This is a genomic window from Streptomyces coacervatus, assembly GCF_029223485.1.
GTDB classification, from domain to species: domain Bacteria; phylum Actinomycetota; class Actinomycetes; order Streptomycetales; family Streptomycetaceae; genus Streptomyces; species Streptomyces coacervatus.
This window is the reverse complement of record NZ_JARHTP010000038.1, coordinates 20,759-43,801: the sequence shown is the minus strand read 5'-3', so window position 1 is coordinate 43,801 and position 23,043 is coordinate 20,759. Positions and strand designations below refer to the sequence as shown.

The window sequence follows — 23,043 nt, the reverse complement described above, 5'->3', positions numbered from 1 at the left end:
GCCCTCGGCGACACTGACCCCATACGGACGTACACCGAGGAGTGCCCATGCTGCCCGGATTCCTGGCCAGGGCGGTCGAGTTGCTGCTCGGCCGGGAGGGCCGCTCGCTGCACCTGAAGGCGGCGGGCGGGGCGACGGCCCTCCTGGGAGCGGTGATGCTGGCGGGTTCGTGGGCCGTCGTCGCCGCCGAACAGGACGCACTGCGCGCCAATCTGCGGACGTACCCGCAGGCGCTGTGGTGGTCGATCGAGACGGCGACGACCGTCGGGTACGGCGACTTCTACCCGGTGACCTTCGGCGGCCGCGTCATCGGTGCCGTCGTGATGGTCGTCGGGATCACCACGTACGGCATGGTCACCGCGGCCCTCGCGACCTGGTTCGTCGGGCGGGAGCAGCAGCGCCGCCACCATCTTGCCCTGCACGCCCGCGAGTTGGGCGAGGAGACCGTCCATGCCCTGCACGAGCGCTTCGACCGGCTGGAGCGGATGATGGCCGGGAACGGGGAGCGGAAATGAGGGCGGATGCCTTCCTTGCTACCGGTGAGTACCCTGCCGTGTGCCTTGCGTGACGTCTGAGATACGGTCCCCCGGGGTCCGCGAGCACCGGCACGCCGCGGACCGTGACGGGCGGTGTCGAGGGGGCGGCGGAAGCATGGAGTTCCAGTTGGTCGACGAGGGCGGGGCGGAGCCGGACGGCACGCGACTGGAGGCCCTGGCTCCGGAACCCCTGCTGACCCGGGACTACGAGACCCGCCCCGCGCTCGTCTACGAACGGCTGCGGGAGCGCCACGGCCCCGTCGCGCCCGTCGACCTGCTGGGCGTGCCCGCCTGGCTCGTGCTCGGCTACCGCGAGTCGCTCCAGGTGCTCCAGGACGACCCCGCCTGGCCCAAGGGCCTGGAGAACTGGCGCGCCCGGTCCGAGGGCCGGGTGCCCGCCGACTGGCCGCTCGGCCCCTCTCTTGAGGTCAACCACGTGCTGATCCAGGGCGGCCCGGGCTACCGCACCCTGCGCGGCGCCTGGGACACCGCCCTGCGCCCCTTCCAGGACCCGCGCAACCCGCAGGCCAAGCGGCTCAAGACGGCCGTCACCGGCTACGCCGACGAGCTGATCACCCTGCTCGCGCAGGGCGGTGGCACGGGCCTGGCCGACCTGTCGGCACAGTTCTCCCGCCCGCTCCCGCTGATGGCGGCGAGCCATCTGCTCGGCTTCCCCGGCTCGCAGGGCGACGACGCCCTGATGGACATGTGGCGGGTGCTGGACGCCGGCCCTGACGCCGAACCCGCCCTGGAACGCCTGCTGGTGACGCTCACCGAACTCGCCGCCGCCAAGATCGAGAAGCCGGGCGACGACTTTCCCTCCCAGCTGCTGGCCGCCCACCCGGACCTGTCGGTCGACGCGCTCGCCCGGGAGCTGTTCATGCTGCTCGGCATGACCTCCGACCACGTCGGCATCCTCATCTCCAACACCGTCGTCGAGGTGATCGCGGGAGAGAGCGAGGGCGGGGTACGCACCACCCTGTCCGCCGGGATGGTGCGGGAAACCATGAACCGCGTGGTCATGCGCAAGCCGCCGCTGGTCAACTTCGTGCCGCGGTTCGCGGCCGAGGACACCCGGCTCGGGAACTACACCATCCGTGCCGGCGACCCCGTATGGGTCTCCTCCGCCGCCGCGCACGCCGACCCCCTCTTCGCCGGACAGACGGCGCCGGGCTCCAGCATCAGCAGCCGGGCGCACCTGTCGTGGGGCGCGGGCCCCCGCCAGTGCCCGGCCCGCGAACTGGCGTCGACGATCGCGGCAGCAGGCGTGAGCCGCCTCTTCGAACGGTTCGGGCACCTGGAGCTCGCCCTCCCCGTCGACCAACTGCCTTGGCGTTCCTCGCCGTTCATGCGGGGGCTGCGGTCGCTGCCGGTGCGGTATGAGTTGGCGGGGCCGCCGGTGCAGGTTGTGCCGGCGCCCGCGCCGGACCTGACCGATGCGCCGGACCAGGCCGCCAAGCGGCGGTCGTCGCTGTGGCGGTACCTGGCGGGTTTGATTCGGTCGGGAAGTTGATCGTCTGCGGCGCCGTCGTGGCTAGTCGCGCCCACGCGGCGGAGCCGCATATCGATACAGCCCCGCGCCCCTAAAGGGGCGCGTGGCCGTTCTGCCATGCCCAGGCCGCGATCTCTACCCGGTTCCGGGCGTCCAGTTTGAGTTGGACGCTGGAGAGGTGGGTCTTGACCGTGGAGAGGGAGACGTAGAGTTCCGCGGCGATCTCGGCGTTCGTACGGCCGAGGGCGACCAGGCGGACCACGTCGAGTTCGCGGTCCGTGAGGGAGTCGGCCGGGGCCGCGGGCCGTGCGGGGACCTCGGTCTTCGGGTCGGCGGTGACGTGCTTGAGCAGGCGGACCGTCACCGAGGGGGAGACCAGGGAGTCGCCGGCCGCCGCGGCGCGTACCGCCTCCGCCAGCAGGGTCGGCCCTGAGTCCTTCAGCAGGAACCCGCAGGCGCCGCCGCGCAGCGCCCCGTACACGTACTCGTCGAGGTCAAAGGTGGTGACCACGACCACCCGCATCGGGTCGGCGACGTCCGGCCCCGCCAGCAGCCGGGTCGCCGCCAGGCCGTCCAGCTTCGGCATCCGGATGTCCAGCAGGCACACGTCCGGCCGCATCCGCCGGGCCAGTGCCACGGCCTCCTCGCCGTCGGCCGCCTCCGCGACGACGGTGATGTCCGGCTGGGCGTCCAGGAAGAAGCGGAAACCGGTGCGGACCATGTCCTGGTCGTCGGCGATCAGGACGCGGATGGGCGCTCCGGACGGGGTGGCGGGGACGGGGCTCGTCATGGGTCGATCATGCCTCAGGGGAGTTGTGGCGGAGCGGCCACCGGCCGGTGGCCGCTCCGGGTGGTGCGTCAGTCCGCGGTCTGTGCCGGATCGGCTGTCACGGTGCGCAGCAGCGGTCTGCTGCTGCCGATCGCCGCGAACATGGCCAGTGCGCCCACGGCCACGCAGGCGGCGAGTTGCAGGGCGCCGGTGAGGTCGAGCGAGGCGCCGAACGCCTTGTTCAGCCGGTAGGAGGCGTAGACGCCGATGGCGGTGGTGCCGCCGGCCAGGACGACCAGCGGGAGGACCGTCTCGCGGACCCGGGCCCGGTCCAGCACCTTCAGCGGGGTGCCGGCCAGCCGCAGCAGGCCGTACACGCGGCGCCGGTCCAGGACGCCCGCGGCGGCGGTCAGGCCCGCGGAGGCGGTGGCCACCAGGAAGCTCAGGGCCAGGGTGGCGGTGCTGACCTCGGCGAACCGGTCGATGGCCGAGCGGTCGGCCGCGGTGGCGTAGTCCTGCGTGTACGGCAGCCCGGACCTGCCGAGCGGAGCGAGGGCGGTGACGGCGGTGTCGATGCGCTCGGGGCCGCCGGAGACACGGGCGACCAGGCCCGGGGAGCCGCTGGTCAGGCTGTCGTAGTCGTCCTCCTTCACGGTGGTGACCGTCGCCTTGACGCCCGCCTCGTGCAGCAGTGTGCGGGCCTCGGCGGTGGCGTGCCGGGCCTCGGCGGCGTTCGATGTGACCACCGCGACCTGGCCCCGGAACTGCGAGCCGTCGGTGCCGACCATGCTGACGGCGAAGAACCCGGCCGCGAAGCCGGCCAGCACCAGTCCGCTGACGGTGCGCCAGGCGCCGCGCGGGTCGTCGCTGAGCCGGCGCGCGGCCAGCAGGGTGGCGGGGCGGCGGGCGAAGCGGCCCGCGATCCGGCCCAACCGGTCCACGACCCACGGGCCGAACAGCCAGAACGCGCCGTAGAACAGCAGCAGGAGAGCGACCACCTGACGGGTGTTCAGGCCGCCGCCGTTCGTGGACTGGAAGACGTACAGCAGGACCGCCACGAACACCACGAGCCGGATGACCCGGGTGCGCCGCGGGTCGGCCTGCTGGGCGACGCCAAGCGGCGAGGTCGCCACCTGGCGGAGCATTGACACCGCGCTGATGGTGATGAGCGCGGTGACCGCCAGGACGACGGCGGCGAACCAGGGCACGCCCACCCACAGCTGTCCCGTGTACCAGCTGCCGATGCCGAACGGGATCTCGGCGAGTGCGGGCAGCAGGGCCGCGTACAGCGCGGCACCCGTCAGCGCTCCGGCCGCGCCGACGGCCGTGGCCTCGGCGGCGGTCATGCCGATGATCTGCCGCGGGGTCGCCCCGGCCAGCCGCAGTGCGGCGAGCCGCGCCTCGCGCCGGGCCGCGCCCAGCCGCCCGGCGGCCGCGGCCAGCACGGCCACCGGCATCACCAGCAGCGCCACGCCCAGCAGTGCGGTCGACTGGTCGGTGTACGTGAACAGGCTCTGCTTGCCGCCTTGGAAGCCGGTGATCCCGGCGCGCGCGGCCTGTTTGATGTCGTACATCCCGTTCTCGCCGGCGGTCGCGGAGACCGCGGGGTCGGCTGCCGCCCGCCCCACGACGGCGACCAGCTCGTCCGGCGAGGCGAGACCGGCGGCGCCGATCGTGCCGTAGGACGTCACCTTCGGGAAGCGGTCGGCGAGTTGGGTCGCCGGGAGCTTGTGCAGCAGCTCGGCCAGGGCGGGGGAGACGTACACCTCGCCCTGCTCGGGGAAGGTGCTCAGGCCGGGCGGTGCGGGGGTGGCCCTGCGGTCGGGCAGCTGGGCCAGGTTCACGACGGTGACGGGCTCGTGGCGGACGTAGGTCGTCGCGAGCGCCTGGACGGCGGTGGCGTGCTCGGCGGGCTCGGGCGTGCGCCAGGCCGTGCGGTCGGCGCGGGCGCCGGAGCCGAGGGTCGCGGCGAGCATCACCAGCAGGACGAACGCGCCGACGGCGGCGGCTCCTGCCGCCAGCAGCTGGCTCTGCAGGCCACGGCGGCCGGAGGACTTGGCGAGGTGCCAGGTCAGGGGCAGGACAGGGGAGCGCATCACATCTCCGAAAGGGCTCAGACGGCCGTGTACTGGCTGTGGTTGCTGATCCGGCCGTCGCGGACCTGAAGGATCCGGTCGCAGTGGGCGGCGACGTCGGCGTCGTGCGTGACCATGACCAGGGCGGCGCCCTGCTCGCGGGTGACGGAGGTGAGCAGCCGTATCACCTCGGTGCTGGTGGTCTGGTCGAGGGCGCCGGTCGGCTCGTCGGCGAAGACCACGTCGGGTTGGACGGCCAGGGCGCGGGCGATCGCCACCCGCTGGGCCTGACCGCCGGACAGCTGGCCGGGGCGGCGCTGCTCAAGACCGTCCAGGCCGAGCGGTGCGAACCAGCGGCGGGCCTGCCGGACCGCCTGCCGGCGGGGCATGCCCTCCAGCATCAGCGGCAGCGCGACGTTCTCCTCGGCGGGCAGCTCAGGCAGCAGCTGGCCGAACTGGAAAACGAAACCGAAACGCTTGCGGCGCAGGGCGCTGAGCCTGTTCTCGCTCAGGCCGTCGATGGCCTGTCCGCGCAGCAGCACGGTGCCGCCGTCGGGGCGGATGATCCCGGCGAGGGCGTGCAGCAGGGTGGACTTGCCCGAGCCGGAGGGGCCCATGATGGCCAGCGAATCCCGCTCGCGGACGTCCACGTCGACACCGTCCAGAGCGGTGGTCGAGCCGTACTTCTTGGTCAGGCCGAGTCCGGCCAGAACGGTGCTCACGATGGTTTCCCCAGTCCTTCTCAGCGCTCGAACTTCCATGTGACGGAGGTGCTCGTGGCCCTCACCACGGAGACCGGCATGTCGACACTCTTGCCGCCGCTGCTCTTGCCGGTGCAGGTGACGGTGGCGCCTGCGACGGCCTTCAGGCCGGTCGGGCAGGTGACGCCGGAGACCTTCTTGCCGACCCAGGGCAGCGGGTGGTACTTGCTCTCGGCGCGACCCGCGACGATCTTGCCCGACAGTGCCTTGTGGCCGTCCACCTCCACCGACGAGTACCGGTCGAGCTCGCTGGTCGATTCGGTCCCGGACAGCAGGTACGTGCCGAGGCCCCCCAGGGCGACCAGGGCGGTGGCACCACCGACGGCGCCGACGAGGAACTTGCTGGGCTGCATCACGCACTCCTGATGGATTGAGGGAGGAAGCCTCCGACGAGGTGGCTCCACCCTCGCCCGCGCGCACCTGCGCGCACCTCGGTCATACGGCCATGGTCGGCGCTGCGGCCCCTCGACCATTCGGCCGATCCCGCGGGCCACCGGCTCACCTACGGTGAACCGCATGACCTCCATCTCCGGCGGCGGCTGCGCCCGCGGATTCGGCGTCGGCTTCCTGCTCGCGGCGTCGGTCGCCGACATCGCGAACGTGGGCAACGCGGACCAGAGCCTGTGGCCGACCGCCGTGCTGCTCCTGGCCGGCCTGACCGCTGTCCTGTGGCCGGCAAACCGGCGCCCGGCGTGGCTGACCCCTCAACTGCGCGCCGCCGTAACGGCGTTGGCCTCCCTGCTCTTCACGGCAGGCGCGCTGCTGGCCGGCCGGGAGGCCCTCTTCGGCCCGGGCGAGGCGACGATTCTGCTGTGCCTGCTGTTCGTGGCCGTACGGCACTGCCCGCCCTCGTGGGCCGTGGCGTGCGGTCTGCTGGACGGCGTCGCCCTGCTGCTCCTGCCGGTCCGCTACTCCCACTCGCTCAAGGACGGCACGACCCTCGGCTTCATGGTCGGGGGCCTGGTCGTGATCGGGATCGTCGCCGGGCTCGCGGCCTATCTGCGCTCCCTCGACTACCGCCGCACCGTGGCCGTCACCGAGACCCGCCGCGAGGAGCGGGTAGCGATCGCCGCCGACCTGCACGACTTCGTCGCCCACCACGTCACCGGCATCCTCGTGCAGACCCAGGTGGCCCGCATGATGGCGACCACTCAGCCGGACGACCTCGACCCCGTTCTCGCGGGCATCGAACGCGCCGCGACCGAGGCACTGGCGTCGATGCGCCGCACGGTCGGCGTGCTGCGCGACACCGGGGAGGAGGCCGACCGCCGCCCGGTGGGCGACCTGGCGGGCATCGCCGGCCTGACGGAGGGCTTCGCCGGCCCCGTCCAGAAGGCCACCCTGTACAGCGATCCCACCGTCCCCGACGACCTCCCGCACGAGGTGCAGGCGGCAGCCTTCCGGGTCGTCCAGGAGGCGCTGACGAACGTGCGGCGCCACGCGGCCGACGCCGCCGAGATCGCCGTCCAGGTGCGCTACGACGCCGGCCATCTGTCGGTGTCGGTGACGGACGACGGCCGCGGCGGCACCCAGCTCCCGGCCGCGGCCCACGGCGGCGGCTTCGGCCTGGTCGGCCTGAAGGAGCGGGTGACGGCACTCGGCGGCGAACTGCACGCGGGCCCGCGCGCCGGGATCGGCTGGGAGGTCCGGGCGGTGTTCCCGGCGGGCTAGGCAGGTCATGCGAAGCCCGCTGCGGTCCGGCCGCGCCCTGAAGGGGCGCGGGGCTGCATCCATATGCGGCTCCGCCGCGTGGGCGCGACCAGCCACGACGCCGCCGCAGACGACCGACAGACCATCGCGGCACATCCAGCGGAGCGCCTGGTGCCGACGTACGGACCTGGGCGTCGCCCGAGGCTCTGGCGTCGCGGCCCGCCCCGGCTGTTCAATGGTGCTGCACATGTCGGCCCGAGAAGCCCGAGAAGCCCGAGAGGGGAGCAGCCGTGGCTCCTGCCGCCGTGCCGCCCGTCGGCGCACGCATCCGGCAGGCACGCCTCGCCAGAGGCGTGAGCCTGCGCGCCCTCGCGCGGGAGATCGGCGTCTCCGCGAGCCTGGTCTCCCAGATCGAGACCGGCAAGAGCCAGCCGTCGGTGAGCACGCTGTACGCCATCACCACCGCACTGTCGATCTCCGTGGAGTCGCTCTTCGACACCCATGAGGGGTCCGACGCGTACGAGGACGAGGCCGCCGTATCCCCGGTCGTGGCCGCGTCCGCCGCCCCCGCCACCGTCCTGCACTCCCTTGCCGCCTTCGCCGCCGACCCGGGCCGGCGCATCGGGCCGCTGGTCACGCCCGGTGAGCGGGAGCTGCTGGAGCTGGACTCGGGCGTCGTGTGGGAGCGGCTCGGGCATGTTCCGGGCACCGACGTCGACTTCCTGCTGGTGACCTACCGGCCCGGCGGCTGCTCCTCCAGCTCCGGCGGCCTGATGCGGCACACGGGCACCGAGTACGGCTGTCTGACCTCCGGCGAGCTCGTTCTCACCCTCGGCTTCGACGAGTACACGCTGGGTCCCGGCGACGCCGTCTGCTTCGAGTCGACAACCCCGCACCGCTACCGCAACGATGGTGCTGAGCCTGCCGTCGGCGTCTGGTTCGTGTTCAGCCAAGGCGTTCAGTAACACTTGACACCCGTGCGGCATGGTCGTTCACTCCGAAGTGGGGGTGGTCGCCATGGCGATCCGTACGTTCGGACCCAATGCCGTCGACTGGGAAGAGCGCATCGACCTGGACCGGCTCCGCAAGGAGCGGCTGGCCAGGCTCCACGAGACACTGAACCGCTCATCGCTCGGCGCCGTGCTCAGCTTCGACTTCGCCAACATCCGCTATATGACCGCCACGCACATCGGCACCTGGGCGATGGACAAGCTGATCCGCTTCGCCCTGCTGGTGCGCGGCGGCGAACCGGTCGTCTGGGACTTCGGCTCCGCCGCCCGCCACCACCAGCTGTACAACCCCTGGCTGGACTACAGCGACGGCAAGGGCGGCCCGCCCACCGGCGCCCGCGCCGGGATTTCGACATTGCGCGGAGCCTTCCACCCGGACGCGGGCATCGCCGAGGACGTCGCCCGGAAGATCGCCACCGAACTGCGCGAACACGGCCTCGCGAACGAACCCCTCGGTATCGACGTCGCCGAGATGCCCGTCCTGGCCGCCCTGCGCGCCGAGGGCATCGACGTCGTCGACGGCCAGCAGGTCTTCCTGGAGGCCCGCCGCACCAAGACCCACGACGAGATCGCCCTGCTCACCCAGGCCTGCGCGATGGTCGACGCGGCGTATGAGGAGCTCTATGGCTACCTGCGCCCGGGGGTCCGTGAGAACGAGTGCGTCGGCCTGGTCAGCAAGGTGTTGTACGACCTCGGCAGCGAGTACGTCGAAGGCGTCAACGCCATCTCCGGCGAACGCTGTTCACCCCACCCGCACGTCTACAGCGACCGCCTGATCCGCCCCGGCGACCCCGCCTTCTTCGACATCCTCCACAGCCACCTCGGCTACCGCACCTGCTACTACCGCACCTTCGCCGTCGGCAGCGCCTCCCGCGCCCAACGCGACGCCTACGTCCGCTGCCGTGAGTACATGGACGAGGCCATCGCCCTCGTCCGACCGGGCGCCACCACCGCCGACATCGTCCAAGTCTGGCCGCGCGCCGAGGAGTTCGGCTTCGCAGACGAGACCGCCGCCTTCGCCCTGCAGTATGGCCACGGCGTCGGTCTGTCGATCTGGGAGAAGCCCATCTTCAGCCGTCTGGTCTCCCTCGATCACCCCGAAGTCCTCGAAGAGGGCATGGTGTTCGCCCTGGAGACCTACTGGCCGGCCGCCGACGGCTGGTCCGCGGCCCGTATCGAGGAGGAGCTGGTCGTCACCGCCGACGGCTGCGAGGTCATCACCAAGTTCCCGGCCGAGGAACTCCTCGTCGCGGGCCGCAAGTACTGGACGGTCGGCGGCGAGCTCAACACCCGCCGCGAGGCCCAGTCCCACCTCAACACCCGTACGGACGGGGGGACTTGATGGTGGTCGACCGCGACGAACTCCTCACCCTGTACGAGCAGATGGCCGTCATCCGGCGTACCGAGAAGGCCGCCCACGACCTGTTCCTGTCCGGACTGGTCAAGGGCACCACCCACCTCGCCGCCGGGCACGAGGCGATCGCCGTCGGCGCGAGCGCCGCCCTGCGCCCCGACGACTACGTCTTCGCCACCTACCGCGGCCACCACCACGCGATGGCCCGCGGTGCCACCCCCGAGGAGTGCCTCGCCGAACTCATGAGCCGCGCCACGGGGTTGTGCAAGGCCAAGGGCGGCTCCATGCACCTCACCAAGGCGTCCCTGGGCATGCTCGGCTCCTACGCCATCGTCGGCGCCCACCTGCCGATGGCGGTCGGCGCCGCCTGGTCGGCCCGGCTGCGCGGCACCGGGCAGATCGCGGTCGCCTTCTTCGGCGACGGCGCCACCAACATCGGTGCCTTCCACGAGGCGCTCAACCTGGCCGCCGTATGGAAGCTGCCCGTGCTGTTCGTCTGCGAGAACAACCTGTACATGGAGTACACGCCGATCGCCGACGTCACGGCCGTCGCCCGTCCGGCGGCCGACCGGGCGCCCGCGTACGGCATCCCCGGCGAGGTCGTCGACGGCAACGACGTCGTGGCGGTCAAGGAGGCGGTGGCCGCCCTGGCACAGCGGGCCCGCGCAGGAGACGGGCCCGCTCTGCTGGAGGCCGAGACCTACCGCCACTTCGGGCACAGCCGCGCCGACCCGGCCACCTACCGCCCGGCCGAGGAGGTCGAACGCTGGCTCAAGCACGACCCGTTGGACCTCGCCCGCGGCCGCCTCGCGGAGCTTGGGGTACCCGAGGAGACGGTCACCGCGGCCGACGAGCGCGCCCGTGACGTCGTACAGAAGGCGGTCGAGGCGGCGAAGAACGCGCCGCCGCCCGATCCGGGCGAGGCGCTGACCGATGTGTGGGCGGACGGAGGTGCGGCATGGCGGACGTGAGGACCGACCGCGACGTCATCACCTACCGGGAGGCGGTCGCCGAGGGCATCGCGCGGGAGATGCGCCGGGACCCGGCCGTCGTATGCCTCGGCGAGGACATCGGCGAGGCGGGCGGGGTGTTCAAGACGACCGTCGGGCTGCGGGAGGAGTTCGGGCCCGAGCGGGTGTGGGACACGCCGATCTCCGAACAGGCCATCGTGGGCGCGGCGATGGGCGCCGCGATGACCGGGATGCGGCCGGTCGCCGAGATCATGTTCTCCGACTTCCTGGCCTGTTGCTGGGACTACCTCGCCAACGAGATACCGAAGGTGCGGTACATGACGGGGGGTCAGGTCACCGTCCCGCTCGTCGTGCGCACCGCCAACGGCGGTGGGCTCGGCTTCGGCGCCCAGCACTCGCAGGCCACCGAGAACTGGGCGCTGACCGTCCCCGGACTGAAGATCGCCGCTCCCGCCACGCCCGCCGACGTCATCGGCATGATGGCGGCGGCGATCCGCAGCGACGACCCGGTGGTCTTCTTCGAGCACAAGGGCCTGCTGGCGAGCAAGGGCGCCCCGGCGCCGCCGGATCACGTGGTCGAGCTGGGGCGGGCGACGGTCGTGCGCGAGGGCTCCGACGTGACCCTGGTCGCCCTCGCCGCCATGGTGCCCCTGGCGCTGAGGGCCGCCGAACTCCTCGCCGACGAGGGCATCGACGCCGAGGTCGTCGACCTGCGCTGCCTCGTCCCGCTCGATGTCGCCACCGTCCTGGCCTCCCTCGGCCGCACCTCACGCCTGGTGACCGTCGAGGAGAACCCCTACCAGGGCGGCTGGGGCGCCACCCTCGTGTCGGTCGTCGCCGACGAGGGCTTCGGACTGCTGGACGCGCCGGTGCGCCGGGTGACGGGGGAGTGCGTGCCGCTGCCGTTCGCCGACGCGCTGGAGGAGCAAGTCATTCCCACCGTGGACAAGGTCGTGGCGGCCGTGCGGAGGCTCGCCGCGTACTGAACACCCCTGACACCCCTGAGGAGGAAGCGCGATGACCAATCGGATACTGCTTCGCGCCGGGCACGTGCTCTCGATGGATCCCTCCGTCGGGGACCTGCCGAGGGGTGACGTCCTGATCGAGGACGGCCGGATCGCGGCGGTGCAGCCGGAGATCAGTGCGGACGCCGAGGTCCTCGACATGACCGGCCGCATCGTGATCCCCGGCTTCGTCGACACCCACCGCCACACCTGGGAGGCCTCGATCCGGGGCGTCGCCCCCGACGCCACCCTCGACGACTACTTCGTGGACATCCTCGACACCTTCGCCCCGCTCTATACGCCCGAGGACGTGTACGCGGCCAACCTCGCCGGCGCCCTGGAGTGCCTCAACGCCGGCATCACGACCCTCGTCGACTGGTCCCACATCAACAACACGCCCGAGCACCCGGACGCCGCGGTCCAGGCGCTGACGGAGACCGGCATCCGCGCCCAGTACGCCTACGGCAGCGCCAACACCTCCCTCGCGGACTACTGGTTCGAGAGCAAGATCGCGATCCCGGGCGACGACGTACGCCGCATCCGCGCCAAGTACTTCTCCTCCGACGACGGCCTGCTGACCATGGCCCTCGCCACCCGCGGCCCCGGCTTCTGCGTCAACGACGTCGTCACGTCCGAGTGGTCCCTCGCCCGCGAACTGGACATCCCGATCACAGTGCATGTGGCGATGGGGCGGCTCGCCGGCCGCTTCGGCATGGTGAAACAACTCCACGACCTGGGCCTCCTCGGCCCGGACACCACCTACATCCACTGCTGCCACCTCAGCGAGGAGGAGTGGCGGATGGTCGCCGACAGCGGCGGTACGGTGTCGGTCGCGCCGCAGGTGGAGACCCAGATGGGCCACGGCTGGCCGCCCGTCATGGCGGCGATCGAGCACGGCCTGAGGCCGTCCCTGAGCATCGACGTCGTCACCACCGTGCCCGGCGACATGTTCACCCAGATCCGCGCGGCCTTCGGCGCCGAGCGCGCCCGGGTCAACGCCGACTGCTGGCACGCCAACCTGCCCGTCCCGAACACCATGCTGACGGCACGTCAGATGCTGGAGATCGCCACAAGCAACGGCGCGCATGTCGCGGGACTGGAGCACCGCACCGGTTCCCTGACCCCCGGCAAGCGCGCCGACATCGTCGCCCTCGACGCCACCGCACTGAACATCGCGCCGGTGCACGACGCGGCGTCCGCGGTCACGCTCTGCGCGGACGTCTCCAACGTCGAGACGGTCATCGTCGACGGCGTGATCCGCAAGCGCGACGGCAGGCTGACGGCCGACGTCGCGAGGGCGCGGCAACTCGTCGAGGAGTCCCGCGACCGGCTCCTCGCGGCGAAGGAGGCGAAGCCGAAGGAATGACACAGCATCTGGTACGGCGGGCCGACGGGGTGCCCGAGCCGCCGTACGACCAACTCGGATACCGGCGGCGGGAATTGGTCGGCGAGGACGACGGCAGCGTGCACACCGGCTTCGGCCTGTGCGAACTGCGCCCGGACGGCGGGGTGTCGGCGCATGTCCACTCGTACGAGGAGAGCTTCCACATCCTCGACGGAACCGTCATCCTCGACGTGCCCGAGGGCTCGTACCTCCTGGAGGAGGGCGACTACGGCATCCTCCCGACCGGCGTCCCGCACGCCTGGCGCGGCGCCGGGGACACGCCCGCACGCTGGGCGGACATGCTGGCGCCGGTCCCGCGGGCGCGCTACGGCCACGACACGCAGGCCGTGCGCGATCTGCCGGTGAACAACCCCGTGCGCATCGACGTCCGCGACCCGCGCACCCGCTCGTTCGGCCACTTCGAGCCCGACCGGATGGACCCGGGAAAACAATCTCAAGACCTGCTCGCCGTCTCGGCGAGCATGCGCACCGCGCTGCTCGTCTACAGCGGCATCACGGTCAAGATGATGGTCGACAGTGACCTCGGCGCGGTCGCCTCGACCATGTTCATGGTCCAGTACGCGCCCGACGGCGTCGCCGGTACGCACGACCATCCCTTCGAGGAGACGTACTACTTCCTCGAAGGCGAGGCGGACGCGGTGTTCGACGGCGAACGGTACCGGCTCGGACCCGGCGACTGCGCCTGGGCGGGCGCCGGTTGCGTGCACGGCTTCGCCAACGCCGGTACGGGGCCGCTGCGTTGGCTGGAGACACAGGCACCGCAGCCGCCGCCGCGCCACTCGTACCGCTTCACACGGGACTGGGAGTATCTGAGGGAGGCCCTGGAGTCATGAGCAGCGTCGTTGTGGTCGGCGGTACGTCCGGCATCGGCCGCGAGTTCGCCCGCGCCCGCGCGCAACGGGGCGACGAGGTCGTCCTCACCGGCCGCGACCCCGACCGCGCCGACGCCGTCGCCAAGGAGATCGGCGCCCGCGGCCTCGCCCTCGACCTGTCCCGGCCGCGCGAGCTCGCAGCGGCGCTGGCGGACGTCGGACGCGTCGACCACCTGGTCCTCGCGGGCGTCTCCCGAGACGAGAACCGGGCCACGGATTACGACATCACCGCCGCCCTGCGCCTCGTCACGCTCAAGCTCGTCGGCTACACCGAGGTCGTGCACGTACTGCGGCCCCGGATGACCGACGACAGCGCCATCGTCATCTTCGGCGGCCAGGCCAAGGAGCGCCCCTACCCCGGCGCGACCACGGTGGCAACGGTCAACGCGGGCGTACGGGGCCTGGTGAACACCCTTGCCGTCGAACTCGCGCCGGTACGCGTCAATGCCGTCCACCCCGGTGTCGTGGGCGACAGTCCCTACTGGCAGTCCAAGCCGGCGGAGGTGCTGGCCGCGCTGCGCGCCAGGACCCCGACCGGACGGCTCGCCACCATGGCGGACGTGGTGGACGCCGTGGACTTCCTGCTGCGCAACAGGTCGGTCAATGCGGTGGAGTTGAGCGTGGACGGGGGGTGGCTGCTGGGATGAGTGTTACACAATCGCGTGTGGCGGTGATCGGCACGGGCCGGATGGGTGCGGCCATGGCGGTACGGCTTCGCGAGGCCGGCTTCGCGGTGACGGCGCACAACCGCACGCGCGCCAAGGCCGAGGCGACCGGGGCTGCCGTCGCCGCCACACCCCGCCAGGCGGCCGCGGCGGCGGACGTCGTCCTCGTCTCCCTCGCCGACGACACGGCCGTACGACAGGCATACGCCGGGGAGGACGGCATCGCCGCCGGGCTGCGGGCCGGCGCGGTGGTCGTGGAGACCAGCACCGTCGCTCCTGAGACGGTGACGGCCCTGGCGCCCCTCGTCGAGAAGGCGGGCGCGGCACTGCTGGACGCCCCCGTCTCCGGCAGCGTCGTCTTCGTGGAGCAGGGCAGGCTCACCGTCATGGCGGGCGGGGACGCATCGGCCCTGGAGCGGGCCCGTCCCGTACTGGACGTCCTGGCGGCCCACGTCGTCCATGTCGGCCCCGGCGGCACCGGCGCGGCGATGAAGCTGGCCGTCAACTCCCTGCTCCTCGGCCTCAACCAGGCCCTCTCCGAGGCCCTCGTCCTCGCCGAACGGGCCGGGGTGCCCCGGGAGTCGGCGTACGAGGTGTTCGCGGCCGGTGCCGCGGGGGCGCCGTTCGTGCAGTACAAGAAGGACGCGTATCTGCACCCGGAGAACGCCACGGTCGCTTTCACTCTCGAACTCGTCGCCAAGGACCTGGACTTGGTCCTTGCGCTCGCCGAGCGCGTGGGGGCATCCATGCAACAGGCCGCCACCAACAGGCGGTTGGTGGGTGAAGCCGTGGAACAGGGCCTGGGCCAGCGGGACTTGAGCGCACTGGCGGACTTCCTGCGCGGCGGCGTCCGCGGTGGCGGGCAGCCCTGAGTCATCAGCCCTTGACGCCGACGCCTCCATACAGCGACACGGGTCCCTCACCGTCCGGTGTCTCGTCCACGCCGAGCTCCGGATGCCAGTCCACCACGGACACGATCCCCGGCTCGATCAGTTCAAGTCCCTTGAAGAATCCGCCCATTTCGGCGTGCGTGCGGGCGACGAGAGTGACCCCGCCCGCGGCATAGGCCTCGATGCCCCGCCGTACGTTCTCCGGCTCGAAGTCGGCCGTCATCGCGGACAGCACCAGACAGCTGCCCGGCGCGAGGGCGTCGACGAGGGTGCCCACCAGGTCGTAGGCGCCGTCCTCGTCGGCGATGAAGTGCAGCAGGGCGATCAGCGACAGGGCGATCGGCCGGTCGAAGTCCAGGACACGGCCCGCCTGTTCCAGGATCGCGGCGGGATCGCGTGCGTCGGCCTGCAGATACTCGGTGACGCCTTCCGGGGTGCCGCGCAGCAGGGCGCCCGCGTGGGCGAGGACGATCGGGTCGTTGTCGACGTAGACGACGCGCGCGTCCGGCGTGACGCGCTGGGCGATCTGGTGGAGGTTGGGCTCGGTGGGGATGCCCGTGCCGATGTCGAGGAACTGGCGGATTCCCGACCCCTCGACGAGCCTGCGCGTGGCGCGCTGCATGAACCGGCGGTTGCTGCGGGCGGCCCGCGGCGCGTCCCCCTGGATCGACGCGATCTGCCGGCCCAACTGCTCGTCGACCGGGTAGTTGTCCTTGCCGCCGAGGAACCAGTCGTAGACACGGGCCGGGTGCGGTCTGGTCGTGTCGATCCGCTGTGCGGCCGGCTCGATCCCGGTCACGTGAGACTCCTCTGCTCGACAGGTCCCCTGCGGGTGGTGCGAGCAGTGTTGCACGATCATGCTGCACGGCGGAGACCGCCTTCGGCCACCTCCTTGACCACTTGTTAGCGTGCCCGGATGGAAGATCTGAGAGCCGTGGCTTGGCCGCCTGCGCCGATCAGGACCGAGAGGCTCGTGCTGCGTGAGCCCGAGGCCCGGGACCGTACGGTGTTCGTCGAGTTGCTCGCTTCGGCGGAGGTGCACACCTATCTCGGCGGTCCCCGGCCGCGTGACGAGCTTGAGCGCGAGTTGTCCGGGGTGCCCGAGCGGTGGCCCGGGAGTTTCGTCGTCGATCTCGACGGGGCGATGATCGGCCAGATCCTGCTCAGGAGAGCAACGGGGCATCGTCGCCCGGCTGCCGTCGGGAAGGTCGATCTCGGCTACCTGTTCCTGCCGCGGGCGTGGGGACACGGCTACGCCGCCGAGGCATGCGCAGCGGCACTCGACTGGCTGGCCGGCGCGCTTCCCGGCGAGCCGGTGGTGCTCGCCACCCAGACCGCCAACGCCCGCTCGATGCGCCTCGCGGCGAAGCTGGGGTTCACCGAGGTAGAGCGGTTCGAGGCCTGGGACGCCGAGCAGTGGCTCGGCATGTGGTCCCCGGTCACGACGTCCGGTTGAGTTCGCGACGGAATCGCCGGGGATTGCCCGTCAGGCCGTCCGGTCCGACAGCGTGCCGGCGTCGCGCACCGGCGGGCAGCCCAGTCGGCCGCGGGTGGCGATCAGCAGGACGACGGCCCGGGCGGTGGAGCTGAGCAGGAAGGCGTGGGCGGCGTATCCGTCGGGCAGGGACGGGAACAGGTCGAACCAGGCCAGGGAGAAGTAGTTGTTGACGCCGCAGTGCAACAGCATGGCCAGCGGCAGGCTCTCGCCGGTGCGGTTGAAGACCCAGGTCATGACGGAGCTGAAGGCGATCGTGGTGGCGATGAACTCCAGCGGCGTGGTCCAGGTGACGTGCGGCCCGTCCCACTCGGTCAGGAACAGCGGCAGGTGCCAGGCGCCCGAGAGCGGGCCGACGACGAGGGTGCCGAGCAGCGGGGCCGTAGCGGCGCTGCAGGCGGGGCATGGCGAACTCGCGCCAGCCGGGCTCCTCGGCCAGGCCGATGGTGATCATCTGGATGATCAGGCCGGGCAGGTAGGCGGCAAGGACCGCGACGGGCGGCATCGCGGGGCCGCGGTCGGCCAGCGCGACCGAGGCGAGGGTCAGCGCGGCGGGCACCGAGAGAAGCACCACGACGTACCAGCGCCGGCCGACCTTGACCTTGGTCATCCGCCCGCGCCAGGCCCGCAGTCCGCGACGTCCCTCGGTGACCCCGGTGACGAGAAGTGCCGCCGTGATCGGGCCGAGGTAGGCGCCGGGCAGGACGCCGAGAAGCTGGGTGGTGCCGCCGACCCCGGGGAAGGCGAAGTGCCAGATACCCACGCCGTTCTCGGACAGGACGTACGGCGTCCACGCGGTCCAACTCAGCACGTAGGCCAGGGAGAAGAACCAGGTCAGCGGGCGGCGGCGGATGCTGGCTGACGTGACGTGTTCAGCACACCAGCCGGGCGTCCGCGGATCATTGCCGTGCGCGCCCCAAGTGGGGGTACAGCAGGCTGTACTTGCCGTCGGCGAAAGGCGTCTCAGACGTCGCCGTCGTTCGGTGAACCCGCAGCGCGAACTGCCGCCTCGGTCAGGGTGGTTGCGGTTCGCACGGCGCTGGCGACCGCCTCGTCGGGGGCGAGCCCGCACAGGTCGGTGAGAGTGAAGAGCGCCTCGGCGCTCACGACCACCGCGAGGTCCCGCTTGAGCTGGGCGAAGGCGTCCGGATCCGTCGCCCCCAGGGTGTCCTGGAGGGGGACGAGCGCCTCCTCGATGAGGCCGAAACGGATGCCGGGTCTCCGGGGCACCGTCTCGGGGCGGGTGATGGTGGCGGCGATCATCGCCCGCACCGCGCCCTGTCGGGCGAGTATGCCGCGCAGCAGGAACTCGCAGGTGAAGGCGGTGCGTTCGACGGGGTCGGCGGAGTCCGCGACCGGCGCGAGCGCCTCGGCGGGCGGCGGCCAGACGCCGGCCAGGGCCTCGCTGATCAGCGACGGCAGGTCGGGGAAGTACCGGTAGGCGGTGGCCTCGGAGACCAGGGCCGCGCGGGCGATCGCGGGCATGGTCGCCTCGGCGCCCGTGCCGATGAGTTCGCGGGCGGCCGCCACGATCGCCGTCCGCGTGCGCTGCTTCTGGTTGCTGCGGCCGGTGTCCGCCTGTGCCGTCATCGTCGAGCTCCTCCCGTCGGTTCACTCACATCTTAGCAGTCGACTCTCTTCGTGAGAGTTCACTTGCATTACGAGGCTCGACTTCTCTACTCTCGTGAGAGTCAGCTCTCACGAAGCGCGAAGGAGGAGCAATGAGCACGGTTTCGGTGGTCGGCCCTGACGACGGCGAGACGATCCGGCTGGGCCCCACACGGATGCGCATCCTCGAGGACGGCAGCACCACCGGACACCGCATCGGGATCGGTGAGATCACCCTCGCCCCGCACACCGAAGGCCCGCCGCAGCACCGCCACGCCCAGCACGACGAAGGCTTCTACGTCGTCTCCGGCACGGTGCACTTCACCATCGGGGACACCACGCACGTCGCCCCGGCCGGCACGCTCGCGATGATCCCGCCCGGCGCCCCGCACACCTTCGCCAACCCCGGCGACGAGCCTGCGGTGATGCTCAACACCTTCACGCCCGACCTGTATGTGCAGTACTTCCGCGATCTGCGGGACATGATCGCCGGCGGCCAGGAGCTGAACCCCGAGTCGACCGTCAAGGTCATGAGCCGCTACGCCACCGTTCCCGCCACCGACTTCGCCTGAACCGGCCGACCCCCGACTTCCCCGAGGAATCTGAGGAATCACCATGACCAGCACCGTCCACACCCTCTCCCTCCCCTCCGGCGACCTCGACATCACCGTCGACGACCAGGGCCAGGGCCATCCCTTCCTCCTCCTGCACGGAGGCGGCGGTCCGCAGACGGTCGCGCCGTTCGCCGGGCTGCTCGCCGACCGACGGCCCGCCAGGGTCATCACCCCGGTCCACCCGGGCTTCGGCGGCACCGCCCGCCCCGACTGGCTGACGGATGTCGCCACCCTCGCCCAGGCCTACGTCCAGCTGCTCGACGAACTCGGCCTCACGGACGTCACCGTCGTCGGCAACTCCATCGGCGGCTGGATCACCGCCGAGATCGCCCTGCTCGGCAGCGACCGCATCAGCAGCGTCGTCCTCGTCAACGCCGCCGGCATCAAGGTCCCCGGCCACCCCATCGCCGACACCTTCTCCATCACGCCCGCCGAGCTGTCACGGCTCGCCTTCCATGACCCCGCGAAGTTCGCCGTCGACCCGACCACCCTCCCGGAGGCCGCCCGCGCGGTGATGGCCGCGAACCGCGCAGCCCTTGAGGCCTATTCGGGGCCGTACGTCATGGAGGACCCCACCCTCCGCGAGCGCCTGGCCAAGGTCATGCACCCGGCCCTCGTGGCATGGGGCGAGAGCGACGAGGTCTGCGACACCGACTACGGGCGGGCGTACGCGGAGGCCATCCCGCAGGCCCGGTTCGAGCTGCTGCACGGCACCGGCCACATGCCCCAGATCGAGACACCCGAGCAACTCCTCACCGTGGTCTGGGACTTCGCCGACGCCCACGCCACGAACCGGCCCTGAAGGGAAGCGTCCCGTGCCCCGACCCCGCGGCGGCCGACCGACGTCGGTCCTGGCCGTCTGCTGCCTGAGCGTCCTGCTCGTCAGCCTCGACACCACCGTCCTCAACGTCGCCCTGCCCGCCGTCCAGCGGGACCTCGGCTCCTCGGTCTCCGGACTGCAGTGGACGCTGGACGCCTACACCATCGTGCTGGCCTCGCTGCTGACGGCGGCCGGCTCGACGGCCGACCGTATCGGGCGGCGGCGGGTGTTCCAGCTGGGCCTGGTGCTGTTCACCGGCGCCTCGGCGCTGTGCAGCCTGGCGCCGAGCACAGCGCCTCGGCGCTGTGCAGCCTGGCGCCGAGCACGGGGTGGCTGGTGGCCTTCCGCATGATGCAGGCGGTGGGCGGCTCGATGCTCACCCCCGTCGCCATGGCCATCCTCGCCAACACCTTCCCCCAGCCGCGGGAGCGGGCACGGGCGATCGGTGTGTGGGGCGGCGTGGTCGGCGTCAGCATGGCGGCCGGGCCGGTTCTGGGCGGCGTACTGGTGCAGTCGGTCGGGTGGCGGGCGGTGTTCTGGCTGAACGTACCGATAGGCCTGGCCGCACTGATCCTCACCGCACTGGTCGTCCCCGAGTCGCGGGCGGCACGCGCCCGTCGCGCGGACCCGGTGGGCCAGTCGCTGGTCATCGTCCTGCTCGGCACGCTGACCTACGCCGTCATCGAGGGCCCCGGCGAGGGCTGGACCTCACCGCTGATCGTGACCTGCCTCATCGCCGCGGCGGGCGCGCTCAGCGGGCTCATACCGTACGAGAACCGGCGCGCCGAACCGCTGATCGATCCGCGGCTCTTCCGCAGCGCGCCCTTCAGCGGGGCCACCCTGACTGCCGTCTTCGCGTTCGCCGCACTCGGCGGCTTCCTCTTCTCCAACGCCCTTTATCTGCAAGGCGAGTTGGGGCTCAGTCCGCTGCAGGCGGGGCTGCGGCTGCTGCCGATGGCGGTGCTGTCGCTGGTGTGCCCGCCGCTGTCCGGGCGGATGGTGGCCGGCCGGGGCCCGCGGCTGCCGCTGCTGATCGCCGGGGCCGGCATCACCGCCAGCGGCGCACTGGCCGTGCTCGTGACCCGCTCCGCCCACCCCTCGTACGCCCTACTGGCCCTGCCGTACACGCTGTTCGGCCTCGGCTTCGGCTTCGTCAACGCGCCGATCACCGACACGGCGGTGGCCGGCCTGCCGCGCGACCGGGCAGGAGTGGCCGCCGCAATGGCCGCGACCAGCCGGCAGGTCGGCTCCGCGCTCGGCATCGCGGTGATCGGCGCCGTGGTCGCCGCCGGGTCGAGGACGGCGGCCTGGTGGATCATCGCGGCCTGCGGTGCGGCCGTCCTCACCCTGAGCGCGATGACCGCCGGGCGCCCCTCTCCCGGCGGCGCCGCGCGGATCACTGCCGACACCGACTCCGAACCGCCGTTGCCTGTTTCCCGTACCTCCAGTGCGCCGTCTTAATGCTTCATGTCCTACGCGGCTCACGGCTGCACCCGGACGCTGGTCCCGGGGCCCACGAGACGTGGACCGATCCGCAGGTGATGCTGGCCGGTCCCGGGGTGACGGTGGGAACCTCCCGTATCGTCCGCACAGAAGCACGGTCACAGTCCACACAAATCGGCGGAAGCGCGGCACTCATGACGGATGAACTGCGGCCGGGCCAGGCCGAGATGCGCACCGTCCTGCGGGTCCGCGAGCGGTTCACACGCAACGGCGGCGCCCGCGTCTTCGACACGCGCAGCAACGCCGCACTCGACCCGGTCGTCGCGCTCGCTCTGCTCCTGCTGGAGGGGCGCCCCCACAAGATGGGCCTGGGCCGCGGCGACTCCACCCCGCCCTGAGCCGCTCCAGCGTTTTCAGCCGGAGCGGGCGCCGGGGCACGATGCGGTGTATCCAGTACATATGGTTCCTGGACGTCCCAGAGGGCACGCCTCGTCAGGGGAGCCACGTCATGCGCTGCTGGCCGTACCGATCGCGCTGATCGCGATGGTCACGGTGGTCGACATCCTGGCTCCGCCCGGCGTCCACCTCGGGCCGTTCCTGGTCGCCGCCCCCGCTGTCACGGCGTCGTTCGCCGGACCTCGGACGACCGCCTGCGTCGGCGCGCTCGCCGTCCTGGCCCAGTCCGTGGTCGCAGCGGTGCGCACCAGCCTCGTTGATCTCAACCACACCTTCCAGCTGATCACTCTGATCGTGATATCGGCGTTCGCGCTCGTGTTTGCCGCCCGGCGAGAACGCCATGAGAGGGAGCTGACCCAGCTGCGCTCGGTGGCGACGGCCGCCCAAGAGGTGGTGCTCAAGCCGCTTCCCCAGCGGATCGGTCCGCTGCGCATCGCCTCGGTCTACCTGGCCGCCGAATCCGAGGCACAGATCGGCGGCGACCTGTATGCGGCCGCCCGCACGGAGCGAGGAACCCGGATCCTCATCGGCGATGTCAGGGGCAAGGGATTGGAGGCGGTCGGGGATGCCGCCCTCCTGCTCGGCGCGTTCCGGGGCGCAGCACACCGGCAGGCCGACCTGCCCGCGCTGGTCACCTTCCTGGAGGGAACCGTTTCCTCGGACCTGGACGACCCCGCAGCTCCCGACGTAGCGACCGAGGACCGCGGCGAGGCGTTCATCACCGCCGCCGTGCTGGACATCCCGGACGACGAGCCGGTCCTTCGCCTGATCAACTGCGGGCACCCTCCACCCCTGCTGCTGCGTCGCGGCCAGGTCAGTCCGCTCGAAACGCGCCACCCGGCACCGCCGCTGGGGCTCACCGAATTCGTGGAGACCGACCTGTCCGCGGAAGCGTTCTCCTTCGAGAATGGCGACATCACCCTGCTCTACACGGACGGTGTCATTGAGGCCCGCGACCGGGACGGCACTTTCTACCCGCTTGCGGAACGGGTGGCCGGCAAGGCCGACAAAGGTCCCGACGCTCTCCTGACCCATCTGCGCAAGGACTTGCTGCGCCACGTCGGCGGCCGTCTGGGGGACGACGCCGCGATGGTGGCCATCGAGCGCATGCCCTCGCCGTCCTGAAGGCGGGGTCCGTGGCAAGGTCCCCCAC

Annotated in this window: 25 protein-coding genes; 18 read left to right on the top strand and 7 right to left on the bottom strand. The window is 71.7% G+C overall.

What is annotated here, in order from left to right:
• Positions 1-47 precede the first annotated feature (47 nt).
• Together P2Q00_RS49265 and P2Q00_RS49260 are read left to right on the top strand one after the other, a co-directional pair.
• On the top strand, positions 48-515 hold the full coding sequence (locus P2Q00_RS49265; RefSeq protein ID WP_275781568.1) for a potassium channel family protein: 468 nt from the start codon (positions 48-50) through the stop codon (positions 513-515).
• Positions 516-651: 136 nt separating this feature from the next.
• Positions 652-2,049 carry a cytochrome P450 gene (locus tag P2Q00_RS49260; RefSeq protein ID WP_275781567.1) on the top strand — a complete coding sequence of 466 codons (1,398 nt, stop codon included), beginning with the start codon at positions 652-654 and terminating at the stop codon, positions 2,047-2,049.
• A 70-nt stretch (positions 2,050-2,119) separates the two neighbouring features.
• Here the strand turns inward: P2Q00_RS49260 and P2Q00_RS49255 are convergent, their stop codons facing one another.
• From P2Q00_RS49255 to P2Q00_RS49240, 4 genes are all read right to left on the bottom strand, one after another.
• Positions 2,120-2,818: a response regulator gene (locus tag P2Q00_RS49255; RefSeq protein ID WP_275781566.1), complete on the bottom strand. Its 699-nt coding sequence runs from the start codon at positions 2,816-2,818 to the stop codon at positions 2,120-2,122.
• A gap of 68 nt (positions 2,819-2,886) precedes the next feature.
• Positions 2,887-4,893 carry an ABC transporter permease gene (locus P2Q00_RS49250; RefSeq protein WP_275781565.1) on the bottom strand — a complete coding sequence of 669 codons (2,007 nt, stop codon included), beginning with the start codon at positions 4,891-4,893 and terminating at the stop codon, positions 2,887-2,889.
• A gap of 17 nt (positions 4,894-4,910) precedes the next feature.
• Entirely contained in the window at positions 4,911-5,594 is a 684-nt protein-coding gene (locus P2Q00_RS49245) for an ABC transporter ATP-binding protein (protein WP_275781564.1), read from the bottom strand.
• A 20-nt stretch (positions 5,595-5,614) separates the two neighbouring features.
• Complete coding sequence (locus tag P2Q00_RS49240) at positions 5,615-5,986, bottom strand: DUF4333 domain-containing protein (protein ID WP_275781563.1); 372 nt, start codon at positions 5,984-5,986, stop codon at positions 5,615-5,617.
• A 163-nt stretch (positions 5,987-6,149) separates the two neighbouring features.
• On the opposite strand from P2Q00_RS49240, the gene P2Q00_RS49235 reads away from it, so the two are divergent.
• From P2Q00_RS49235 to P2Q00_RS49195, 9 genes are all read left to right on the top strand, one after another.
• A complete protein-coding gene (locus P2Q00_RS49235; RefSeq protein WP_275781561.1) occupies positions 6,150-7,304 on the top strand; it encodes a sensor histidine kinase in 1,155 nt (384 codons plus the stop codon).
• A 269-nt stretch (positions 7,305-7,573) separates the two neighbouring features.
• Positions 7,574-8,248, top strand: a complete 675-nt coding sequence (locus tag P2Q00_RS49230; RefSeq protein WP_275781560.1) for a helix-turn-helix domain-containing protein — start codon at positions 7,574-7,576, stop codon at positions 8,246-8,248.
• Between the two features lie 52 nt (positions 8,249-8,300).
• Entirely contained in the window at positions 8,301-9,635 is a 1,335-nt protein-coding gene (locus tag P2Q00_RS49225; protein WP_275781559.1) for a M24 family metallopeptidase, read from the top strand.
• A complete protein-coding gene (locus P2Q00_RS49220) occupies positions 9,635-10,618 on the top strand; it encodes a thiamine pyrophosphate-dependent dehydrogenase E1 component subunit alpha (RefSeq protein WP_275781558.1) in 984 nt (327 codons plus the stop codon). The genes P2Q00_RS49225 and P2Q00_RS49220 overlap by 1 nt, the downstream gene beginning before the upstream one ends.
• A complete protein-coding gene (locus P2Q00_RS49215; protein WP_275781556.1) occupies positions 10,606-11,604 on the top strand; it encodes an alpha-ketoacid dehydrogenase subunit beta in 999 nt (332 codons plus the stop codon). The genes P2Q00_RS49220 and P2Q00_RS49215 overlap by 13 nt, the downstream gene beginning before the upstream one ends.
• Before the next feature lie 31 nt (positions 11,605-11,635).
• Entirely contained in the window at positions 11,636-12,988 is a 1,353-nt protein-coding gene (locus tag P2Q00_RS49210) for an amidohydrolase family protein (RefSeq protein ID WP_275781554.1), read from the top strand.
• Positions 12,985-13,860 carry a cupin domain-containing protein gene (locus tag P2Q00_RS49205; protein WP_275781552.1) on the top strand — a complete coding sequence of 292 codons (876 nt, stop codon included), beginning with the start codon at positions 12,985-12,987 and terminating at the stop codon, positions 13,858-13,860. Before P2Q00_RS49210 ends, P2Q00_RS49205 begins: the two co-directional genes overlap by 4 nt.
• The gene (locus P2Q00_RS49200) at positions 13,857-14,546 is read left to right on the top strand and encodes an SDR family NAD(P)-dependent oxidoreductase (RefSeq protein WP_275781550.1); all 690 of its coding nucleotides are present in this window, start codon (positions 13,857-13,859) and stop codon (positions 14,544-14,546) included. Before P2Q00_RS49205 ends, P2Q00_RS49200 begins: the two co-directional genes overlap by 4 nt.
• A gap of 17 nt (positions 14,547-14,563) precedes the next feature.
• A complete protein-coding gene (locus P2Q00_RS49195; RefSeq protein WP_275781548.1) occupies positions 14,564-15,436 on the top strand; it encodes an NAD(P)-dependent oxidoreductase in 873 nt (290 codons plus the stop codon).
• Positions 15,437-15,440: 4 nt separating this feature from the next.
• On the opposite strand, the gene P2Q00_RS49190 is transcribed toward P2Q00_RS49195, so the two are convergent.
• Positions 15,441-16,253 carry an SAM-dependent methyltransferase gene (locus P2Q00_RS49190; protein ID WP_275781546.1) on the bottom strand — a complete coding sequence of 271 codons (813 nt, stop codon included), beginning with the start codon at positions 16,251-16,253 and terminating at the stop codon, positions 15,441-15,443.
• Positions 16,254-16,370: 117 nt separating this feature from the next.
• Here P2Q00_RS49190 and P2Q00_RS49185 point away from each other — a divergent pair, with 117 nt between their 5' ends.
• Positions 16,371-16,910, top strand: a complete 540-nt coding sequence (locus tag P2Q00_RS49185) for a GNAT family N-acetyltransferase (protein ID WP_275781544.1) — start codon at positions 16,371-16,373, stop codon at positions 16,908-16,910.
• A 30-nt stretch (positions 16,911-16,940) separates the two neighbouring features.
• On the opposite strand, the gene P2Q00_RS49180 is transcribed toward P2Q00_RS49185, so the two are convergent.
• Together P2Q00_RS49180 and P2Q00_RS49175 are read right to left on the bottom strand one after the other, a co-directional pair.
• Entirely contained in the window at positions 16,941-17,267 is a 327-nt protein-coding gene (locus P2Q00_RS49180) for a hypothetical protein (protein WP_275781570.1), read from the bottom strand.
• A 645-nt stretch (positions 17,268-17,912) separates the two neighbouring features.
• Positions 17,913-18,539, bottom strand: coding sequence for a TetR/AcrR family transcriptional regulator (locus P2Q00_RS49175; protein WP_275781543.1), 627 nt, complete (start codon positions 18,537-18,539; stop codon positions 17,913-17,915).
• 131 nt (positions 18,540-18,670) lie between these two features.
• Here P2Q00_RS49175 and P2Q00_RS49170 point away from each other — a divergent pair, with 131 nt between their 5' ends.
• The 6 genes from P2Q00_RS49170 to P2Q00_RS49150 all read left to right on the top strand — a co-directional run bounded on the left by P2Q00_RS49170 (position 18,671) and on the right by P2Q00_RS49150 (position 23,015).
• Positions 18,671-19,129 (top strand): cupin domain-containing protein, encoded by a 459-nt coding sequence (locus P2Q00_RS49170; RefSeq protein WP_275781542.1) that lies wholly within the window; start codon positions 18,671-18,673, stop codon positions 19,127-19,129.
• A 43-nt stretch (positions 19,130-19,172) separates the two neighbouring features.
• Positions 19,173-19,973 (top strand): alpha/beta fold hydrolase, encoded by an 801-nt coding sequence (locus tag P2Q00_RS49165; protein WP_275781540.1) that lies wholly within the window; start codon positions 19,173-19,175, stop codon positions 19,971-19,973.
• A 13-nt stretch (positions 19,974-19,986) separates the two neighbouring features.
• Positions 19,987-20,343 (top strand): MFS transporter, encoded by a 357-nt coding sequence (locus tag P2Q00_RS51285; RefSeq protein ID WP_486389048.1) that lies wholly within the window; start codon positions 19,987-19,989, stop codon positions 20,341-20,343.
• Entirely contained in the window at positions 20,328-21,452 is a 1,125-nt protein-coding gene (locus P2Q00_RS49160; protein ID WP_486389047.1) for an MFS transporter, read from the top strand. Before P2Q00_RS51285 ends, P2Q00_RS49160 begins: the two co-directional genes overlap by 16 nt.
• A gap of 176 nt (positions 21,453-21,628) precedes the next feature.
• The gene (locus P2Q00_RS49155) at positions 21,629-21,832 is read left to right on the top strand and encodes a hypothetical protein (protein ID WP_275781539.1); all 204 of its coding nucleotides are present in this window, start codon (positions 21,629-21,631) and stop codon (positions 21,830-21,832) included.
• Positions 21,833-21,893: 61 nt separating this feature from the next.
• Complete coding sequence (locus P2Q00_RS49150) at positions 21,894-23,015, top strand: PP2C family protein-serine/threonine phosphatase (RefSeq protein ID WP_275781538.1); 1,122 nt, start codon at positions 21,894-21,896, stop codon at positions 23,013-23,015.
• The last annotated feature ends 28 nt before the right edge of the window (positions 23,016-23,043 follow it).

Bases quoted from the DNA above. Each gene is read 5' to 3' on its own strand.
- P2Q00_RS49265 (WP_275781568.1), top strand. From the start codon at position 48: ATGCTGCCCGGATTCCTGGCCAGGGCGGTCGAGTTGCTGCTCGGCCGG.
- P2Q00_RS49260 (WP_275781567.1), top strand. From the start codon at position 652: ATGGAGTTCCAGTTGGTCGACGAGGGCGGGGCGGAGCCGGACGGCACG.
- P2Q00_RS49255 (WP_275781566.1), bottom strand. From the start codon at position 2,818: ATGACGAGCCCCGTCCCCGCCACCCCGTCCGGAGCGCCCATCCGCGTC.
- P2Q00_RS49250 (WP_275781565.1), bottom strand. From the start codon at position 4,893: ATGCGCTCCCCTGTCCTGCCCCTGACCTGGCACCTCGCCAAGTCCTCC.
- P2Q00_RS49240 (WP_275781563.1), bottom strand. From the start codon at position 5,986: ATGCAGCCCAGCAAGTTCCTCGTCGGCGCCGTCGGTGGTGCCACCGCC.
- P2Q00_RS49235 (WP_275781561.1), top strand. From the start codon at position 6,150: ATGACCTCCATCTCCGGCGGCGGCTGCGCCCGCGGATTCGGCGTCGGC.
- P2Q00_RS49225 (WP_275781559.1), top strand. From the start codon at position 8,301: ATGGCGATCCGTACGTTCGGACCCAATGCCGTCGACTGGGAAGAGCGC.
- P2Q00_RS49220 (WP_275781558.1), top strand. From the start codon at position 9,635: ATGGTGGTCGACCGCGACGAACTCCTCACCCTGTACGAGCAGATGGCC.
- P2Q00_RS49215 (WP_275781556.1), top strand. From the start codon at position 10,606: ATGGCGGACGTGAGGACCGACCGCGACGTCATCACCTACCGGGAGGCG.
- P2Q00_RS49210 (WP_275781554.1), top strand. From the start codon at position 11,636: ATGACCAATCGGATACTGCTTCGCGCCGGGCACGTGCTCTCGATGGAT.
- P2Q00_RS49205 (WP_275781552.1), top strand. From the start codon at position 12,985: ATGACACAGCATCTGGTACGGCGGGCCGACGGGGTGCCCGAGCCGCCG.
- P2Q00_RS49200 (WP_275781550.1), top strand. From the start codon at position 13,857: ATGAGCAGCGTCGTTGTGGTCGGCGGTACGTCCGGCATCGGCCGCGAG.
- P2Q00_RS49185 (WP_275781544.1), top strand. From the start codon at position 16,371: ATGGAAGATCTGAGAGCCGTGGCTTGGCCGCCTGCGCCGATCAGGACC.
- P2Q00_RS49175 (WP_275781543.1), bottom strand. From the start codon at position 18,539: ATGACGGCACAGGCGGACACCGGCCGCAGCAACCAGAAGCAGCGCACG.
- P2Q00_RS49170 (WP_275781542.1), top strand. From the start codon at position 18,671: ATGAGCACGGTTTCGGTGGTCGGCCCTGACGACGGCGAGACGATCCGG.
- P2Q00_RS49165 (WP_275781540.1), top strand. From the start codon at position 19,173: ATGACCAGCACCGTCCACACCCTCTCCCTCCCCTCCGGCGACCTCGAC.
- P2Q00_RS49155 (WP_275781539.1), top strand. From the start codon at position 21,629: ATGACGGATGAACTGCGGCCGGGCCAGGCCGAGATGCGCACCGTCCTG.
- P2Q00_RS49150 (WP_275781538.1), top strand. From the start codon at position 21,894: ATGGTTCCTGGACGTCCCAGAGGGCACGCCTCGTCAGGGGAGCCACGT.